Below are 19,118 nucleotides of genomic sequence, written 5' to 3'. Positions count from 1 at the left end.
TGATTCGGTAATTATCCAAGAGAATCCGGGGGGAGCGGTCAACGCCCCTCCCTGTTCTTCTAACGAAGGGAAGGCACGGGAATGAATCGCAAACTATGGAGCGTTTGTTTGGCTATGATCCTGCTGCTTGCGCTGATAGTGGAGCCGCAGGTATCCCGGGCTGAAGGGAATGCAGCCTATGCCTTATCGATACCGGCCTCCGGGGCAAGTGTGGGCCAGGAGGTGACGGTCACCCTAAAGGGCGAGAATCTGGCGGATTTATACGGCTATGAGGCGGTGATCGAGTATGACGCCAGCAAGCTTTCCTTTAAAGCAGCCAAGTCCTCTATTCAGGGCAGCGGATTTTCCATCACTCCTTCGGTCAACGGCAACCAGATCACCTTTGCTTTCACCAAGGTAGGAAAAGAGGCGGGGCTAAGCGGAAACGCCGAGCTGGGGACCTTTACATTTCAGGCGCGGGCTGTTGGCTCTGCCGATATCAAGCTGATCAAGCTTCTCGCCGTTTCCCCGGATAGTCTGGGTACCCGGTGGACGGAGGTTCGGACGGTTACCGCACAGATTTTTACCTCTGACAGCAGCGAAAGCACAAGTCCGGGAGTTGGCGCCCCTGCAAGTCCTCCTGTTAGTCCTCCTGCTTCGGGGGCTCCAGTGGAGAAAGTATCCGGCGGGACGGCGGAGCTGGTTGCCTCCAGCGCGCAGCGGCTCGGCGCCAAGCTTCTGGCCGCTCCGGTGAAGACCGATGCTGTTGCGGAGAACGGCGGTTATCTGCAGGTTTCCATTGAAGTCCCGGCCGGAATCGACATGAAGAAGGCGACAGGAGTCCTGTTTAACCCGGCCACCGGAGAGCTCACTTTTGTGCCGACGGTGTTTGGGCAAGCAGGCGGTGTTGCCGTAGCCACCATCAAACATTCGGGCAACGGAATATATACCGTCATCGAGCACAGCAAAACCTTTGCCGATATGAGCGGCCATTGGGCCAAGGCGGAGGTGGAGCTTCTGGCGTCCAAGCTGCTGGTAAACGGCCGGGCGGATGAGCAGTTTGTGCCCCAAGGAGATATTACCAGAGCTGAATTTGCGGCATTGCTGGTTAGGGGGCTTGGTTTGTCTCCGGCTCCAGCGGCGGCGGCATTCAAGGATGTTGCTTCCTCAGACTGGCACGCGGGTTACGTGGGCGCGGCGGTGAAGGCCGGGCTTGTGGAGGGGATGGATGCCGGTATTTTTGCCCCCAACAGCAATATTACCCGGGAGCAGATGGCCGTTATGATCAGCCGGGCCATGCAGGCTGCCGGAAAGCCGCAAGCGGCCAAGGTCAAGAATCTGGAGGCCTTCACCGATGAAGGCTTGATGAGCAGTTGGGCAAAGGAGGGCATCTCCCAGTCTGTGGAGGCAGGGCTGCTGAATGGCAAGGACTCGCAGCTGTTTATCCCTTCGTCCAATGCAACCCGCGCCGAGGCGGCTGTTGTACTGAAACGGCTGCTTCAATACGCGGAGCTGATGAACTAAACAACCTCATAGGGGGGACGCTCAGATATGAAGGCTTTGATCCAAAAAAGAGGGATGGCCATGCTGCTTGCCATGTTCATGGCTGCACAGTCATGGCAGCTGGCGGTTCCTTCCGGAGCAGAGGCCTCCGGCGCACTGCCGGCAGGCTGGACGGCAGCGACAATGAACGGGACATCCACCGGCACCGCCATTGTAAAGCAAGAGGCGTCAAGCTACAGCAGCGGACAATTCCGGATGGAAGCGGTAGACGGAAAGCAGCAAAGCGTTAGCGGGGAAGCAAATGGGGATACGGTATACTTTTTGTATCTGCCGGTTGAGGGGGATTTTACCATCACGGCCCGAATCGCCTCTGTTGACGGACCTCCCAACGGTTCGGCCATCAATTCACACTCCCGTGTTGCCCTGATGGTGAAGAACGGAGTATCCAATACCAGCGCTTCATTTACAGCCAGCTATTTCCCGTCGGTGACGGAGCCTGATACGGGAACCCTGGGGTATTACAGACGGTTTGCAACCAATAACAGCGGCAGCAATCCCGGGGGCGTAACGGCGCCGGTATATCTGAAGCTGCAAAAATCCGGGAATACCTTTACAGCTGCCTATTCGGCGGATGGGGAAACCTACAACAATCCGTATACCACACATCCGGATACCGGAACGATGACTTCAGGTACATTGAATGTAGGCTTGGCTGTAACCCATGCATCGGCTGTCTTCGACCATGTGAAAATTATCAATGCCAGCGGCGGCATCGTGTTCGATTCCACGTCTGCAAACCCTGATCCGGAGCAGGGAACGGCTCCCGACACCCCGGCGGGACTGCAAGCTGTGGCGGGGAATCAACAGGTCAGTCTGTCCTGGCTGCCAGTTGACCGGGCGGATACCTACACCGTGAGCCAAAGCACATATCAAGGCGGGCCTTACACGGTACTGCAATCCGGTATTGCCGGGACTGCTTATGTGGATACCGCCGTAAGCAACGGAACCACCTACTATTATGTGGTGAGGGCGGTCAATGCCTACGGGGAAAGTGGGAATTCTATCGAACAAAGCGCCACCCCCGACGAAGCAGCTGTTGTGGTTCCTGTAGGCTCCATCACCGTAAGCTCCTTGGGAGGCAGCGCCATTACGGTCTTGGGCGGTACGCTGCAAATGCAGGCGGATGTTCTACCCAGCCATGCGTCCAATGCTACCGTCACGTGGTCCGTGTACGAGGCCGATGGCTTTACCGCCACGGACAAGGCGGTAATCTCCGCCAGCGGCTTGCTCCAGGCGGCCAAGGACGGGACGGTGCTGGTTGTCGCACAAGCGGTGGACGGCTCCGGCGTACAAGGAAGCATGGCCATCACCATTACTGGGCAAAAAGCTCCTGGCATTCCTGAGGATGTGGACGGCAGCCAGGTGGTGGATGTAGGCGACCTGGGCATCGTAGCCGGTTTGTTCGGCCTCACCTCCGGCAGCCCGAATTGGGAAGCCTATAAAACGGCGGATGTCAACCAAGATAACATCATCAACGAGTTAGATCTGCGGCTGGTGGCTGATAAAATAGAGTAGGCAACAGAAAAAGCTTCCGCAGCAGACGAACAAGCACCCCTTATCATCAGACATTGGCTTCCCTTTGGGGAGTTGATGGTGATGGAGGGGTGTTTTGTGTTATTTGTTACAGCAACGGGTGAGTTCGTAATACTTTTACCCTATTCAATAACATTCATATAAGGAATAATAAGCAATAGAGGTGTTTATATGGGAAAATGGAAATTATATTGGGTGAAATCGGATGGCTACGAGGGCTGTTTTGTTGTTGCTAAAAATAGCCGTAGTGCAAAGTCAGTTGAGATACATATGAATGGATTTGATGCATCCGACGTTACAGCTGTCCGTGTAATGGATGTACCTGATACACTTGAAGAAAAAGCAGATACAAAATTTAGAGAATGGTCCCAAAAACATGCGCTACAGCAAGCCGATAGACCTGACCTGCATCAATGGCCTTGGTATGCAGCCACATGGCTTCTAGAAGACCTTGGTGCAAAATTCCGAAGTATAGATGATGAAGAGCAGATACTTTTACGGGATGTTGTCTATGCAAAGAAGCCTGATGGACAGTGGCATACCTACACCATTGGCGCAAGAGCTCTTTATGAAAGGAATGAGCGGCTTCCCAAATATGACAATTACGATAATGAGCCAGAAATTGATATTACTAATCAACTTTATACTGCCTTGGGGTTAGCTTTGACAAAGTGTCATGAAATTGAAAGCCTATTTTCAAAATCGTTTATTTTTGGCGTATCTGAAAAACAACAGAGAAAGTATGAAACGATTAATGATTTTTCGGGGGGATGGGAGAAGAAGACATTAGGAGGGATATTCAATGCAGCGCAAGAAGCGTTTGAAATTGAGGCAGAGATAAAAATGGCGCTGGATTTATTTCTTCATATGAGAAACAAGTTAGTTCATGGAATTACAACAACAGAGCGTTACAATATTTATACTGATTGGGGACAAAGAGAATTGGTGGCATTTCTAGACCTGTTCCTTTCCTTATGTGCTCCAATTGAAACAGTAGCAGCATCATGTTTGGAATTTAGTGTGGAATTTAGCAATACTTTTTTACTTAAAGAGAACTCAGAAAGAATTCCAATAAAAGTCTCAGATGAATCATTAGGTTTATTTATCAATTGTTTTAAACTAAAAAACCCCTCTTCTGCTGAATGAATTGGAGTTTTATAGATTTGCACAAGAGGAACCTGAACGGAGGAAATTTTCCATGTCCAATACAAATCTTCTGAATAAAAAGAAACTGCTGGAGGCTTTGGATGTGCTGGGTTATTCGGCCCGGATGCAGAAAATTGCCCTGCTGGGGCGAGAGCAAGGACGCTGCGGCGTATTCACGGCTGCTCTCATCTTTGCTGGAGGATGGCGCGTATGAGGCGCATCCTCCCAAGAGCGGGATTTGCCGCACCGGCAGCGGCTGACGCAGGTGATCGGGCAGCTGACCGCCTTGCCCTGGGGCACGCGGCTTGCCCTTATTCCTTTATACCAGAGGATGATCGATTGTCTCTCTGCCCATGAAACCTTGCAGCATCTGGTCATCAAGCTGCATATTGCGGCAGCGGATTGGAGCCGGGCGGAGGCGGCTGCCGGTGAAATGACCCGCTTGGCCCATTGTTTTAGCCGGCAGCCGCATCTTCTGACTGAGGTTTGCCGGCAGGTGGCTCACAAGCTCCGGGACAGCAAGGGACATTGGCAACCGGAAACGCTGCTGGACGTGGTGGACGCACTGGACAATGAAGGCGGGAGCGAGGCCCTGTCCATCGGACTGTCGGTGCTTGCGGCTGCAGGGGAGGCGTTGGCGTGGAATGCGAATTGTGCAAACCGGCTGAGAGCCTATCGGGTTCATGAGAATCTGACAGTCCGTTCCTTAGCGCTGGACATTTGGACTGCGGCCGAGTAGCTGCGGTGCATAAATAGCAGCCGCGGCATCCCGTTCCCTGGATGAAAGAGCACGCGGTCTCGAAGTATCGAAGCCCAGGCGGAGGGAGGCCTGGGCTTTTTGGCCTGCCGGAACTGCGCGGCGGTCGGCGATTCCATTTGCCCATAAGATATGCATACCCGACTCACAAGATTTGTTGATGTTATCTGCCGCCTTCAAGACTTATAATGAGAGGGGGGCCTTGTCCGGCAAGACTGGCGGAGTCTCCGGCCTTTGCACGATTGAAAACGCATCCGCAGGAGGCGATTCCATGGCTTGGACCCGGCATATGTGGCCCGGCAGCCTGAAGTACCGGATGTTTGTGTCCATCTTGCTGTTTGTGCTTGTGCCCTTCTCGCTATTTCAATTCCGCAATATTAACCAGTTGGAGGTTAAGCAGAAGGCCGGTATCGCCCAGCAAAATGCGACCCAGCTTGAATTTTTGAAGGACAGCTTTGAGAGCCTGAAGCTTGATGCCTTTGCAGCCATGCTGCAGCTGGAGCGGGAGCCCGATTTGCAAAACAGGCTTATTGATCCCGGAATGTATCCCGAGGAGGAGCGGGTGCTGTTCCTGCGCAATAAGCTGCTCACCGTCAAAAATGCCCTGATGAGCGGCACTGTTCCGCTTCAAATTACGATGATCGATCTGCACGGGAATATTTACACCACCATGGCGGAGGATCTGGAGCAGCAGAATATTGCCAGCAGTGAAATCCTGGATGAGCCGGAATTCCGGCGTTTTGACCAAACGGATGAGATTTACTTTTGGAGTATTCATGACCCGAAGGATATGCTGGCAAAGGAATTCCCTCATGCCAGACTGTATTCCTTCTTCGCCAAATTAGAAAGCGTTGACAAAACCACATTCGGATATCTTCGCGTCAGCCTGGATATCAGCGCATGGCTTTCTTCCATTACCAACGGATTTCAAGTGAAGCAATCCTATTCCATCATGGACGGGAACGGCGAACCGGTGCTGCAAACCGATGACAGCTGGGGGCAATCGGGGATCGAGGAGATGCTTCCCCGCTTCCGGCAGGACCCGAAATTTTATTTTACCGACTCACGCAATCACTCGCTGTACAATAGCATTTACCTGCCCAATTCGGACTGGTACTTGATCAACCGGTTTCCGTTGGAGGCCTTGTCCGGCAACATCCGGGATATGAAGCAGCAGCTTGTTTTTTCCTTCAGTGTGACAGTGTGCATATTTATCGGCATCACCTTCGCCATTGCTTACGCCATCAGCCGGCCTCTGCGCAGTCTGGAGCTGAGAATGAGGGAGCTGGTGGAACGCAATCTGGAGGTCCATCTTCCCGAAGACCGGTATAAAGGCGAAAGCCGAATGCTGGCCCGCGCCTTTAACCGGATGACCGACGATATACGCAAGCTCATCGCCCGTTTGAAGGCGGAGGAGCGCCAGAAGGAAGCGATCCGCTTTCAGATGCTGATGTCACAGATGAACCCCCATTTTTTGCTGAATACCTTGAACACAATCAAGTGGAATGCCCGGAACCACGGGGATACGGGAACCTCGGAAATTTGTCAGAACCTGGGCAAGCTATTGGAATGCAGCCTGAACACCGATGTGGATTTGGTTCATTTGCGCGAGGAGATCGGGCTGGTCCAGGCTTATGTCCATATTCAGTCCTTCCGGTATGACCATAGCTTTGAAGTCCGGTACGAGGTGGAGGAGGCTCTGGATTATGCCCTTGTTCCCAAACTCAGTCTGCAGCCGCTGGTGGAGAACTCCATCCATCACGGGCTGGTGCATATGAACCGCGGCGGCACAATTATTGTGAGAGCCTTCCGATTGGACGGCAAGCTCCGTCTGGAAATCGTGGATAACGGACAGGGGCCGGATGCAGAGGCAGCCGGCTTGTCCCGCAAAAGGAAAGGAATCGGGTTAAGCAATCTCCGGGAACGGCTGCAGCTTCTCTATAAGGGGGACGCCCGGCTCCATCTGCAGCCGCTTGAGCAGGGAACCCTGGTTCAGCTGGATATCCCGCTCTTGATTTCTTCTCCATACGGAAAGGAGCAGCAGCATGTGGAAAATCCTTCTGGTTGAGGATGAGCCTTTTGTCCGCAGATCCATCCGGAGCTCCATTCCTTGGGAGGAGCACGGGTTTACCATCGCCGGTGAAGCTTCTCACGGCAAGGAAGCGCTGGCGCTCATGAAGGAGCTGCATCCGGATATTATTTTATCCGACATCATCATGCCTTATATGGACGGAATTGAGCTTCTGCAGGAGGTCCGCAAGGAGGGCAGCGAAGCCATCTTCATCATGCTGACCTGTGCCAATGAGTTTGAATATGCCCGCATGGCGCTGGAATATGGGGCCAGCAGCTACATTCTGAAGTTGTCCATGAATGACGATCAGCTGATACAGGCCTTGAACAAGGCGAAGGCCCAACTTATGCATAAGCAGCAGCGGCAAAAACTGCTGGTTCAGGACAGCCTGCGGGAAGGGTTGCCGGTGATCTGGAAATCCATGTTCGGCAAGGAGCTGTCCGGCGACGAGGAACGGAAACGGGCGGAGTTCCGGACGGCAGAGCGGCAATACGGCCGGCTTGCCATCGTCTCCTCGCTGCACGGCCCCCGGAGCTTTGCTTCCGCATCGCTTCAGGGGCTTCCCGCCTTTACAGGAGGTGGGCAGGAAGCGGTCTGCAGCTATTCGGACATGGGACAAACAACCTTTTTTATCTGGGGAAACTCGCCGTCGACTGCCGGCTTTCAAAGGATGATGCTGGACGAAGTGCCGGTGGTATGCCGCACAGCCTCCAGGGAGCAAACTGTGGAGGAGGAATGGCTGCGGAATCTGGGAGTGCTGGACAGCGCGTACTACGGCGGTGAGGCGGCCGGGAATGGGGACGCTTCGAAGAATATGTCACAGATCAGCCGCGACATTAAGAAGGCTGCAGCCGTTCCATGGGAGATCGAGCAGGGGGTGATCCGCTCGTTTGAGGCGGGAGCGCTGCAGGAATGCAGACGGAAGCTGGCTGATATATGGCTTTATGTGAAGGAAGCGCATATGCCGATGGTGCTGGTCAAGGAGACGGCGGAACGGCTGGATAAGATTTTTTCGCGGATCAGCCAAAAAACGCCACTGCGGACGGACGTAATCCGGCAGGCTGTTTCCCATCAGGAGGTGCTGGCGGCGCTCCTGACGAATATGGAGCAATATGCCAAGGGGCGGAGCAGGATCGCCTACCCCGAAACGGACCATCCGGAGGTCAACAAGATCATCGGTTATGTGCTCCGCAACTATGATCAGGATATTTCGCTGCAAGCTATGGCCGCGTATGTCAATATGGACGAAAATTACTTAAGCGGTCTGTTTAAGAAAAAAACGGGGGACACCTTCATCAATTATCTGCAGCAAATCCGGGTGAGCGAGGCCAAGTTTTATCTGGAGCAGACGGAATTGCCCGTAGCGGAGATCGGAGAGCGTGCGGGTTTTACCAATCCCAGCTACTTCTTCAAAATATTCAAGCGCTGGACAGGGCTTACGCCAAGCGAGTTCCGCGCGGAGCACAAAAACCGGGAGCGGCTTTGAAGCGCCTCCGGTTTTAACATATAAGAATCATATAAGAATCGTGCACCTAACCCCTTAGATTTGGTGATTATCTCTTTGATCCCGCGAAGGTATGATAAAGCTACAGACATAAACAAGCGGATAAGAGGTGGAGCCAATGACAACGGCAACGGCTGCGGCCGAAAGGCCAAAACAAGCCAGGAGGTATCTCCATAAATTAGGGGTGTACCTGTGGCAGATGAAGGCATTATATCTTATGCTGCTGCCCTGCTTGGTGTGGTATTTTATTTTCAAGTACCTACCGATGTACGGCGTGATTATTTCCTTCAAGGATTACAACTTCTCCGAAGGCATGCTGCACAGTCCCTGGGCGGACCCGTGGTACAAGCACTTTAAGGTTTTTTTCGATTCTCCGTATTTCACCCAACTCATGTCCAACACCCTTCTGATTAGCCTGTACAAACTGGCATTCGGCATGGTTCCCGGCATTGTACTGGCCATCCTGATCCACGAATGCCGCAGCACCTGGCTGAAGCGGTGGGCGCAAACCTTAAGCTATATGCCGCACTTTTTGTCCTGGATCATCATCTACGGCATCTCCCTCGCCTTTCTGTCCGAAACAACCGGGTTGTTCAACCGCTGGATCGTGGAAGCAGGCTGGAGCAGCGTTCCGTTCATGAATGCCGTGGAATGGTTCCGGACCGTGCTGGTGGGGACAGAAATCTGGAAGGACCTGGGCTGGAGCGCCATCATCTATTTGGCCGCCATCAGCGGAATCGACCCGACCTTATTCGAGGCCGCCAGGGTAGACGGAGCGGGACGCTTCAGGATGATCTGGCATATTACGCTACCGGGGATTCGCAGTGTGATCATCCTGCTTCTGATCCTGCGGGTCGGCAGCATTCTGGATGCCGGCTTCGAGCAAATCTATGTATTCTATCACCCGCGGGTTTATCCGGTAGCCGATATCATTGATACCTGGGTATTCCGCACCGGGCTGCAGCAGATGAACTTCAGCATGGCGACGGCGGTTGGTTTGTTCAAGTCGGCAATCGGCTTCGTTCTGGTACTGGGCACCAATAAATTGGCTAAACGATGGGGGGGAGGAATATGGTAATCAGCCGGTCGGATAAAATGTTTAACATCTTGGTCAACACCTTGCTCATTCTGGTGGCTGCGGTTTCCATCTTTCCATTGCTGTATGTGGTTTCGGTCTCCCTGACTCCCTATAGCGAAGTAGTCAAAAACGGCGGATTCATTATCATCCCGCACCGGATTTCCCTGGAGGCCTACAGCCAGATTCTCTCTGATCCCGCTTTGGGCAGATCCATGCTGGTCAGCCTCTTCGTCACCATCGTCGGAACCGCTATCAACCTGGTTCTGACCATGATGGCCGCCTATTCCCTAAGCCGCAGAAATTTGCGGGGCCGAACCTTCTTTCTCATGCTGATCGTGATTACAATGCTGTTTAACGGCGGTCTCATCCCCACCTATCTGGTTGTGCAATCCCTGGGGCTTCTGGATACGGTATGGGCGCTCATTGTTCCCGGCGCCATCTCCACCTTTAATATGCTGATTATGAAAACCTTCTTCGAAGGGATTCCCGAGGAGTTGTTCGAGTCGGCCCGGATGGACGGCGCCAAGGAATTCCGGGTGCTGTGGCAGATTGTAGTTCCCCTGTCGATTCCGTCCATCATGACAGTAGGGTTGTTCTATATGGTTGGACACTGGAATGCCTTCTTCTCGGCGGTTCTGTATATTACCGATGTCAAGCTGCACCCGCTTCAAGTGATTATCCGCAACATGCTGCTGTTGAGCCAGTCCAACGTGGTTATGACGGATGTTACCGTTCCAACGGCAGCCATGCAAATGGCGGCGGTTATCTCCGGCAGCTTGCCGATCATTGCGGTATATCCATTCATCCAGAAGCACTTCACCAAAGGGATGCTGCTGGGCGCTATCAAGGGATAAGCTGAGTCCGGCCCAAGGACTTTCAGTTCATTCATATTGCAAGAGCCATTCACTAATTTGAATGAAAGAAGGGGTACAGGATGGTTATGAAAAAAAGAATCGCCGCTGCCGTATCGCTTTCCATTGCACTAACCGCTGCGGCGGGGTGCGGCTCTGACGCCGACAAGGAGACTGTGCCAGCGGCAAGCGCTTCGCCGGGCGCCGCTGCATCTGCCAAGCCTGCCGCGCCTGTCAAGCTAGAGGTTGCGCAGATCAGCTGGGGCGCCAATGTTCCGGCAGACGACTTCGTGAAGAAGGAGTTGGACAAGAAGCTGAACATCCAACTCACGCAGCTTCTTGTGGCAGATCAGAAGGATTACGAGAACCAAATCAATGTTCGCGCTGCCTCCAACAACCTGCCGGACCTGTTCATGGCCACGAGCAAGGCTCATGTTCAGAAGTTGGCTGAATCCGGCATGCTGCTTGATTTGACCCCCTACCTGGACAAATTGGCGGATTACAAGGATTTTGCCGGAGCAGATGTATTGAAGAAAGGGATCGTCAACGGCAAGCAGTACGCTCTGCCCAAAGCAGGTCAAGCTGTTACCCACACATATTGGATTCGCAAGGATTGGCTGGATGCCCTTAAGCTGAAAGCGCCGACAACCGTCGACGAGCTGTTCGAGGTAGCGAAAGCATTTACCGAGAATGACCCTGACGGCAACGGCAAGAAGGATACCTTCGGGATGACGGGTACCGCCCTGGCAACCTTTGAGCCCATATACGGCGCTTATGGCGTCACAGCTGCCGGCGCGTTCTTCCAAAAAGACGGCGGCGAAGTGGTCAACACCTATTATCAACCGGGTATGAAGGATGCTCTGGCCGCGATCAAGAAGTTCCTTGATGCCGGAATTGTTGACCCGGAAGTCATCAGTAATAAGGGAACTGCCGCAAGAGACAAGGCCTTCCAGGGAAAAGTCGGCATCATTAACAGCGAATGGGCGCAATTCATGAAAGAAGATGCGCAGAAGATCTGGAGGGAGGCCAACCCGAAGGCAGAGTGGATTCAACTGGAAGCTCCCAAAGGGCCAACCGGTCTTGCATATGCCAACTCCATCAACATCGGGGCAGCAAGCGGGCTGTTCGTCATTCCGAAGAGTCTGGAAGGACAGCCGGAGAAGCTGAACAAGATCTTTGAGGTTCTGAATTATATGTCCACCGAGGAAGGGAATCTGCTGGTTCAATTCGGTTTGAAGGATATCCACTTCACGCTGGCAAACGGCAAGGCAGCTATAACTGAACAGGGACAGAAAGAAACAGGCTTCACCTGGTTGTACCAGTATACCGGCCGTCAGGAAACCGAATATCTGAAGACCAAATTCCCTACTGTCACCTCTTACATTGATTTTGAGGCTGATTTGCCCCGCATCAAAACGCTGGACGGTTTTGTCCAAAATCCGGAGGGCTACAATGCGGCTGATGCCATCCGCTTTATTGAAGAGGAAACGTTCAAGTTCGTATACGGCAAACGCAATCTGAACGAGTACGACAAATTCCTGCAAACGCTGGAAACCACCTTTGGCTATAAAGCATATGTGGAGTCTGCCATTAAGCAGTTGAAGGACCTCGGCTACGGCAAGTAAGCTCACCCCGTTAAAATTATCCGAAGTTTAACAGCTTCGGATAATTTTAATAAGAATAACCATACCGGAGGAAATGGCAATGACGCGAGTAGTGAATGAGCAGTACGATGTAGTGGTATGCGGGGGAGGACTGGCAGGATTCTGCGCTGCGGTGGCGGCTGCCCGTAAAGGAGCCTCTACTTGCCTGATTCAGGACAGACCCGTATTCGGCGGTAACAGCTCCTCGGAGGTTCGCGTGACCCCTCATGGCGCTGCGGCTTTCCACAGCTATGCCAGAGAGACAGGGATCATCTCGGAGCTTCTTATCGAAGAGCGGATGCGCAATCACGAAACCATTAAGGAAAACGGGTGGACGAACAGCATCTGGGACTTGACGATGTATGACATGGCCACCCAAACGGAAAATCTGACCTTCTATCTGAATACCACGGTCCATCAAGTAATCATGGATACGGAACGCAGGATCCGGACAGTAATTGCCAGAGTTGCCAACGCGGAAACGGATTTGCACATTGCAGGGTCTATATTCATCGATTGTACGGGAGATGCAGTGGTTGCAGATCTGGCCGGCTGCCAGTGGAGATGGGGCTCGGAAGGGCGAAGCGAATTTGGAGAGCCGCATGCTCCTCTTGCACCAACTGCGGACACCATGGGCAATTCTATTCATTTTCGCGCCAAGGACATGGGCAGGCCTATACAATTTACCCCGCCGGAGTGGGCGGTGAAGCATGACAATCCCGATTATTTTGAGAAGCAGGGAAGAATTGTCTACGATCTGGATTGCGGGTATTGGTGGATTGAAATCGGTATTCCCTGGAATACGATATATGATAATGAGACTATCCGCCATGAATTGACGCGTCACACACTGGGGATCTGGGATTGGATCAAGAACAAGGATCCCCAGTTGAAGGAGAAGGCGCGCAATTATGCATTGGACTGGATCGGTCAGGTTCCCGGCAAGCGGGAGAGCCGGCGGGTGGAGGGCGAATACCTGATGACGGAGCATGATCCGTCCGGCAACACAAAGTTTCCGGATGAGATTGCGTATGGCGGCTGGTTTATCGACCTTCATACACCGGGAGGGCTGCTGGCTTCCACTGCCGAGCCCTCCAGCGCTGAGGGGTATGACGGCACCAGCGAATATGCTGTCGCCAGTCATGTCGCCCCCTATGGCATCCCCTTGCGCAGCCTGATTGCCAAAGACGCGGACAATCTGATGCTGGCCGGACGCAATGTCAGTGTAACACGGGCAGCGTTGGGCACGGTGCGGGTTATGGGCACCACTGCCCTTATGGGCCAAGCCGTGGGAACGGCTGCCGCTTTGGCGCTGGGCAAGTGCATCTCTATCAAGAAGGTGCCGGAGGAAGCCATCGAAGAGCTTCAACAGACCTTGCTCCGCGATGGCTGCTTCCTGCCCAATGTGTTCAACCGCGATAAGCGGGACTTGGCCAGACAGGCCAGCGTCAGCGCCAGCAGCTCTGCCGTTTCATTCGGGGCTGGTCCGGAAAATTCGGATCATACCGGCGGCTTGCCGCCCGCCCCGATGAACAAGATCGGCGACGCACCGGAGCCGCTCCTGTACCGGCGCGGCCAGTGGATTGCCGTGGGAGCCGATGAAATCCGCCGACTTGCCATTTGTGTCAGCAATGATACGGATGAGCCGCAGGTAATCGAACTGGTGCTGTCCCAGGTGGATCATATCTGGGATTATCGGGTGGACACGCAAGCCCGGTTGGCGGAAACGGCGATCACGGTGCCCGCCGGGGCCAGACGCCAGTGGGCGGATTGGACTGATATCGGATTGAATGCGGCAGGCGGCCTGCGCAAGGGAACTTATGTAAGGTTGGATGTACTTGCCAATCCTCATGTGCAGTGGCATTCGGCAGGCGCTTTCATACCGGGGCATCCGTCGGCCTATGAGTATGGTGCGGGCAAGATGCGCCGGTACGCTCATTGGGGCCAGACGCAAAGCTTCCGGATCGAGCCTGCGCAAGCCTGCTATGGACCGAGGAATGTCATAAGCGGAGTGGCCCGTCCGCACCGGTTCACCAATGTATGGCGCTCCAATCCCATCGAGCCGCTGGATCAATGGCTGCAATTGGAATGGGGTCAAGAGCAGCAGATCGGCCAGGTGGTATTGACCTTCCCCGGCCATGTTCTGAACGAATATCACCGTTATCCGGCCTTGTACCGCGACCCTCAATGCCCGAAGGATTATTCCATCCAGGCCTGGGTCGATGGAGGCTGGCAGACCGTGTTCATGAACAAGGACAATTATCAGCGGCATTGTATCCATAAGCTGCCGCAGCCTGTGACCACAAGCAAGCTGCGCCTTGTGGTGCATGCCACCAATGGCGATCCGTCGGCTGCGCTTTACGAGATTCGCTGCTACGAATAGCGGGGGTTGGCGACCATGACGACAACACATCCACGGGAAAAAATTTGTTTCGACGGGCAGTGGTATTTTCACAAGGGGGATATTCCCGTTCCCTATGCCGTCAAGGCGGGAATGACCGGAGGCCTGACGGATTGCCGGCAGCTCGAACAGGGGCAGTGGCTGGAGGTGGCCTATGCCGACGAGCAGCGGCATGGGCGGATGGACCCTGACCAATGGCAGCTTCTGAATCTTCCCCATGATTGGGCGGTTGAGGGAGACTATAGCAGGTCGGCATCCAAGGAACGGGGATATTTGCCCACCGGCATCGGCTGTTACCGCAAGCTGTTCCGGATTCCCGCTTCAGACCTGGGGAAGAAAATTGCCATTGAATTCGACGGGGTGATGCGGCAAAGTACGGTTTGGGTCAACGGCCATCTCCTGGGCACCCAAACCAGCGGCACCATTGGCTTCCGCTACGATCTCACCGATGTACTCAGGTATGGGGATGAAGGCGAAAATGCCATTTTTGTCAGGGTAGATGCCTCCGATTATGAGGGCTGGTGGTATGACGGCTGCGGAATTTACCGGCATGTATGGCTGGAGAAGACGGACCGGCTTCATGTGGGACATTGGGGTTCCTTTGTAACCGCACCGGAGATCAGCAGGGAGAAGGCATCCATTTGTCTGGAGCTTACGGTGATGAACGAGCACAGCCGGGCTATGGAATGCGAGATTGCCAGCGTTATCGTTAATGGGGAGGGAGCGGAGGTTGCCGCAGCCCTGTCTGCGGTTTCCCTGACGCCGGATAGCCAATTGGCGGTATGCCAGAATTTCAGTGTGGAGCACCCCCGGCTGTGGTCTCCCGATTCGCCAAGCATGTACACCATGTTGACCTCCATTCGCTGTGAAGGCCGGGTTGTGGACCATTACGAGACGCCCTTCGGCATCCGGCATCTGGAGTTTACGGAAGATCGCGGCTTCCTCCTGAACGGGGAGCCGCTGGTGATCAAGGGCGTATGCGCCCATCAGGATTTTGCCGGGGCAGGGGTGGCTCTGCCTGACCGGCTCCATACGTACAAGCTGGAGCTGATCAAGGAAATGGGGGCCAACGCATACCGCTCGGCCCATCATCCTGCCGCTCCGGAGCTTCTGGATGCCTGTGACAGGCTTGGCCTTCTGGTGGTGGAGGAAAACCGGAAGCTGGACAGCTCGCCGGAAGGACTCCGGAATCTGACAAACATGCTTTACCGCGACCGGAATCATCCCAGCATCATCATCTGGAGCCTGGAGAATGAGGAACCTCTGGAGGGCACCCTCACGGGGACGCGGATTCTGGACACTCTGGCCAGAGCAACCCGCCGCATTGATCCCACACGCCCGACAATGGCCGCCATGAATCATGGCTTCCGGGACAACGGCTATGCGGATGCGGTGGACCTGGTTGGGTACAACTACGGCGCCACCGATCATAACCGGGATCTTCGGGACCGGGCCCTGTTCCCCCGGCGCAGGATGATCGGCAGCGAAAGTGCCTCCTACACGGCAACCAGGGGGATATATCAGGATGACCCCGAGCTGGGTTACTGCTCCGAGTACGGCACCAGCCTGGGAACATGGTGCGACAGGCCGGAGAAAGTGTGGCAGGATCTGATGGAGAATCCCTTCCTGACCGGCGTCTTCATTTGGACTGCCTTTGATTACCGCGGTGAGCCGACTCCTTATCAATGGCCCAATGTCAACTCCCACTTCGGCGTTATGGATACCTGCGGTTTTCCCAAACATTCGTATTACTATTACCGGGCCATGTGGAAAAAAGAGCCTCTGGTTCATATTCTGCCGCATTGGAATTGGCTGGGCCGGGAGGGTGAAGCCGTCGAGGTTTGGGTGTACAGCAATTGTGACGAGGTGGAGCTGCTGTTGAACGGATGCTCGCTGGGGATCAAGGAGAGGACGCCTTACGGCCGCGTGGAATGGCAGGTGCCGTATGAGCCCGGTGAGCTTGTCGCCAGGGGGAGCATCGGCGGTGAAGTCAGAGCAGAGCACCGGATTGCCACGGCAATGGAGGCGCGCCGGATTCTGCTTGTCCCTGACCGGACCGAGCTTCACGCGGATGGACAGGATGTTGGCGTTATTCGGGTGATGATTACCGATGAGCTGGGACAGGTGGTCCCCATTGCGGACAATTCTGTCCGCTTTACAGTAGAAGGCTGCGGTGCGCTGTACGGCGTCGGCAACGGCGACCCCAGCAGCCATGAATCCGATAAGCTGCCCTGGCGGCGGGCATTCAACGGCTACTGCCTGGCTATTGTTCAGGCTGGCTGCCAGGCTGGAGAAATCAGAGTCAGGGCGGAATCGCCGGGGCTTCTGCCTGACGAGATAGACTTAAGGGTCAAGTGACGGATATTAGGAGGAGAATGGCATGATTCAGAACTGCGGCGGAGAGGGGACCCGGCCGTCCGGAGAGCGGATTCGCATCGGCAGCCAGCTGTTCATCAATAAGGATGATACACCCGGGAATGTCAGGCAGTGGGTACGCTTGATGAAGGAAAATCATCTGGAAATTATAAGACTTTTTATGATCTGGGATCAACTGGAGACTCGGGAAGGCCAGTGGGTATTCGACAACTACGACGCCTGCTTTGAGCAGGCGTTGGAATGCGGGATGGAGGTTGTGCCCACCCTGATGTCGGTTAGTCCCCCCGGATGGATGGGACTTACCGATGGGCCCCAATCCATCGCCGATCTGAATGATCCGGCCTATATGGCGCAGAGCAGGGAGTATATCCGCCAGGTGGTCAACCGGTATAAGGACTATCCCAACCTGCACTCCTGGATATTGTGGAATGAGCCCAGCAGAACGATTTCCCGGACGGTCCACGCCAACCGGGCATACGCGGATTACGTCCGCGCCTGCTATGCTGATCTGGAGCAGTACAACCGGCAGGTTTCATACCGGCAATATAAGTCCTTCGAGGAATTGGCGGAGGGGCCTGCATCGGGGGCGGGAACCAGTGAGGCCATGTTCAAGTCCTTCGCGGAACAAGCGGAATGGCGCCGCTTCGCCGTGTACGATTTGAACAGGCAGCTGAAATGGATTCGGGATGAAATCAGGCAGCTGGACCGGTGTCACCCTGTGCATGTCAACCCGCATAATCTCCAGATGGATATGCAAGGAGCGGGTCAGTCCATCTGGCAGGAAAGTGAAATTGCCGATTTTATGGGCTGCTCGGCTCATCCCGTCTGGCATTCCGTCCGGTTTCCCGAGAGGCGCTGGGGGCAGTCTGTTTCCTTCTTTTCCGATCTGATGAAAAGCGCCACCCGGGCCAAGGATCGCTACTACTGGGTGACTGAACTGCAGGGCGGTCCCACTCTGTATTCCGCAGTCCAGGCTTACACCCCCTCCGGAGAAACCATTTCCCAATGGGTCTGGGAGGGAATTGGAAGCGGTGCCAGGGCAGTTGTGTTCTGGTGCTTCAACTTCCGGACCGGTGGCTTCGAGGGCGGAGAGTGGGCCCTGCTCGATCAGTTGGGCGAACCATCTCCCAGGCTGCTGGCTGCCAAAGAGGCCGCCCAATTACTGGCCCAGTACGGGGATTGGTTCACCCGCTCCGCTGCTGAACCCGGCAAGGTGATGATCTTGTATTCGGAGCGATCCTGGTTGCTGGGGGCTCTGGAGGGCGAAGGGGATGACCCGGCCAACCCGCGGAACAAGAACATGTATGCCGATGCCATGACAGGAGCCTATCTGATGTGTTCCGATTTGTCGGTGCCGGTGGAATTCGTCAACGAAGAACGCCTTGCGAGCGAAGGGATTCCCGGGCATATTGACGTGTTCATTCTGCCCAATACGATTGTGCTGGGAGAGCAAGAGCTTGAGCAGCTCCAAGCCTTCGCAGACCGGGGAGGACTGGTGATTGCCGACGGCCTTGCCGGAATGAAGGACCCCGCAGGGAACATCAATGCTTGCGTCTGCGCTCAAGCGGAGTCGCTGTTTGGCAGCGCCGTAAGAGATATTGACACCGGCTTCGAGGAGGAAACGGTGATTGCCGCGGAAGGCGGCCTGGAGATTCCGGCCTGGCAGTATTGCCTGGACTTGAAGGCTGGGGAAGAGGTCCGGGTGGCAGGACATTTTCCCGATGGACGGCCAGCCGTGACCATCAAGGAAACCGGGAGCGGCAAGGTTCTGCGAATCGGCACAAATTTTTTCCAGCATTATTTTAGCCGACCTCAGGAAGGGCTGCTGGCCTATTTCCATCGTATCATTGGAGGCCGTATGGACAGTGAGATCACCTTGCTGAACCGGCGGGAGAAGGTAAGGCTCAAGCTGCTGAACCATCCCGATGGAGCAATTGTGATTCTTCTGAATAATGGGAGAGAGCAGGAAGCCGTTCTCAGCTTCCGCTCGGAGGGAAGGTGGATCGACGCGGCAACGAAGGAATCCGTACAGGTTCATGCGGGACAGCAGTTGACGATTTCTGTAGGGAGGAACGGAGTTAAGCTGGGCATATTCAAGCGGGTGGAAGGTTGAAGTGAAGCAGCTTTATAGATCTTGTTTAGGCATACATTATATTATGATGAGAGGTGTCTAAATGAAAGACTGGCGATGGTTGGGTAAAAGGGCTGTAAGTTTA

The 19,118-nt window shown here is 54.5% G+C and carries 13 protein-coding genes; all 13 read left to right on the top strand.

Annotated features, from left to right (window positions below; all coding sequences use genetic code 11):
• Window positions 1-81 precede the first annotated feature (81 nt).
• Window positions 82-1,503, top strand: a complete 1,422-nt coding sequence (locus tag DQG13_RS16910; RefSeq protein ID WP_113020965.1) for an S-layer homology domain-containing protein — start codon at window positions 82-84, stop codon at window positions 1,501-1,503.
• A gap of 27 nt (window positions 1,504-1,530) precedes the next feature.
• Window positions 1,531-3,057: a dockerin type I domain-containing protein gene (locus DQG13_RS16905; RefSeq protein ID WP_113020964.1), complete on the top strand. Its 1,527-nt coding sequence runs from the start codon at window positions 1,531-1,533 to the stop codon at window positions 3,055-3,057.
• A 189-nt stretch (window positions 3,058-3,246) separates the two neighbouring features.
• Window positions 3,247-4,221: a hypothetical protein gene (locus DQG13_RS16900; protein ID WP_113020963.1), complete on the top strand. Its 975-nt coding sequence runs from the start codon at window positions 3,247-3,249 to the stop codon at window positions 4,219-4,221.
• Between the two features lie 52 nt (window positions 4,222-4,273).
• Entirely contained in the window at window positions 4,274-4,435 is a 162-nt protein-coding gene (locus DQG13_RS30810; RefSeq protein WP_181592798.1) for a hypothetical protein, read from the top strand.
• A 24-nt stretch (window positions 4,436-4,459) separates the two neighbouring features.
• A complete protein-coding gene (locus tag DQG13_RS16895) occupies window positions 4,460-4,960 on the top strand; it encodes a hypothetical protein (protein WP_113020962.1) in 501 nt (166 codons plus the stop codon).
• A gap of 289 nt (window positions 4,961-5,249) precedes the next feature.
• Window positions 5,250-7,046 (top strand): sensor histidine kinase, encoded by a 1,797-nt coding sequence (locus tag DQG13_RS16890; protein ID WP_181592797.1) that lies wholly within the window; start codon window positions 5,250-5,252, stop codon window positions 7,044-7,046.
• On the top strand, window positions 7,024-8,535 hold the full coding sequence (locus DQG13_RS16885; protein WP_113020960.1) for a response regulator transcription factor: 1,512 nt from the start codon (window positions 7,024-7,026) through the stop codon (window positions 8,533-8,535). Before DQG13_RS16890 ends, DQG13_RS16885 begins: the two co-directional genes overlap by 23 nt.
• A gap of 136 nt (window positions 8,536-8,671) precedes the next feature.
• Entirely contained in the window at window positions 8,672-9,631 is a 960-nt protein-coding gene (locus DQG13_RS16880; protein ID WP_113020959.1) for an ABC transporter permease, read from the top strand.
• Window positions 9,625-10,485, top strand: coding sequence for a carbohydrate ABC transporter permease (locus tag DQG13_RS16875; RefSeq protein ID WP_113020958.1), 861 nt, complete (start codon window positions 9,625-9,627; stop codon window positions 10,483-10,485). The genes DQG13_RS16880 and DQG13_RS16875 overlap by 7 nt, the downstream gene beginning before the upstream one ends.
• 86 nt (window positions 10,486-10,571) lie before the next feature.
• Window positions 10,572-12,107 carry an extracellular solute-binding protein gene (locus DQG13_RS16870; protein ID WP_113020985.1) on the top strand — a complete coding sequence of 512 codons (1,536 nt, stop codon included), beginning with the start codon at window positions 10,572-10,574 and terminating at the stop codon, window positions 12,105-12,107.
• Window positions 12,108-12,186: 79 nt separating this feature from the next.
• Window positions 12,187-14,508 (top strand): FAD-dependent oxidoreductase, encoded by a 2,322-nt coding sequence (locus DQG13_RS16865; protein WP_113020957.1) that lies wholly within the window; start codon window positions 12,187-12,189, stop codon window positions 14,506-14,508.
• 15 nt (window positions 14,509-14,523) lie between these two features.
• Entirely contained in the window at window positions 14,524-16,884 is a 2,361-nt protein-coding gene (gene galA / locus DQG13_RS16860) for a beta-galactosidase GalA (protein ID WP_113020956.1), read from the top strand.
• Window positions 16,885-16,906: 22 nt separating this feature from the next.
• The gene (locus DQG13_RS16855; RefSeq protein WP_113020955.1) at window positions 16,907-19,015 is read left to right on the top strand and encodes a beta-galactosidase; all 2,109 of its coding nucleotides are present in this window, start codon (window positions 16,907-16,909) and stop codon (window positions 19,013-19,015) included.
• Window positions 19,016-19,118 lie beyond the last annotated feature (103 nt).

The sequence above is a fragment of the Paenibacillus sp. YN15 genome, assembly GCF_003285005.1.
Lineage (GTDB): Bacteria > Bacillota > Bacilli > Paenibacillales > NBRC-103111 > Paenibacillus_AR.
The sequence above is the reverse complement of the archived record's forward strand: the minus strand, read 5'-3'. Positions and strand labels throughout refer to the sequence as shown.

What these genes read in the sequence shown, in the direction of transcription:
- DQG13_RS16865 (WP_113020957.1), top strand. Translation starts at nt 12,187, where the DNA reads ATGACGCGAGTAGTGAATGAGCAGTACGATGTAGTGGTATGCGGGGGA.
- DQG13_RS16870 (WP_113020985.1), top strand. Translation starts at nt 10,572, where the DNA reads ATGAAAAAAAGAATCGCCGCTGCCGTATCGCTTTCCATTGCACTAACC.
- DQG13_RS16875 (WP_113020958.1), top strand. Translation starts at nt 9,625, where the DNA reads ATGGTAATCAGCCGGTCGGATAAAATGTTTAACATCTTGGTCAACACC.
- DQG13_RS16885 (WP_113020960.1), top strand. Translation starts at nt 7,024, where the DNA reads ATGTGGAAAATCCTTCTGGTTGAGGATGAGCCTTTTGTCCGCAGATCC.
- galA (WP_113020956.1), top strand. Translation starts at nt 14,524, where the DNA reads ATGACGACAACACATCCACGGGAAAAAATTTGTTTCGACGGGCAGTGG.
- DQG13_RS16880 (WP_113020959.1), top strand. Translation starts at nt 8,672, where the DNA reads ATGACAACGGCAACGGCTGCGGCCGAAAGGCCAAAACAAGCCAGGAGG.
- DQG13_RS16890 (WP_181592797.1), top strand. Translation starts at nt 5,250, where the DNA reads ATGGCTTGGACCCGGCATATGTGGCCCGGCAGCCTGAAGTACCGGATG.
- DQG13_RS16905 (WP_113020964.1), top strand. Translation starts at nt 1,531, where the DNA reads ATGAAGGCTTTGATCCAAAAAAGAGGGATGGCCATGCTGCTTGCCATG.
- DQG13_RS16855 (WP_113020955.1), top strand. Translation starts at nt 16,907, where the DNA reads ATGATTCAGAACTGCGGCGGAGAGGGGACCCGGCCGTCCGGAGAGCGG.
- DQG13_RS30810 (WP_181592798.1), top strand. Translation starts at nt 4,274, where the DNA reads ATGTCCAATACAAATCTTCTGAATAAAAAGAAACTGCTGGAGGCTTTG.
- DQG13_RS16900 (WP_113020963.1), top strand. Translation starts at nt 3,247, where the DNA reads ATGGGAAAATGGAAATTATATTGGGTGAAATCGGATGGCTACGAGGGC.
- DQG13_RS16910 (WP_113020965.1), top strand. Translation starts at nt 82, where the DNA reads ATGAATCGCAAACTATGGAGCGTTTGTTTGGCTATGATCCTGCTGCTT.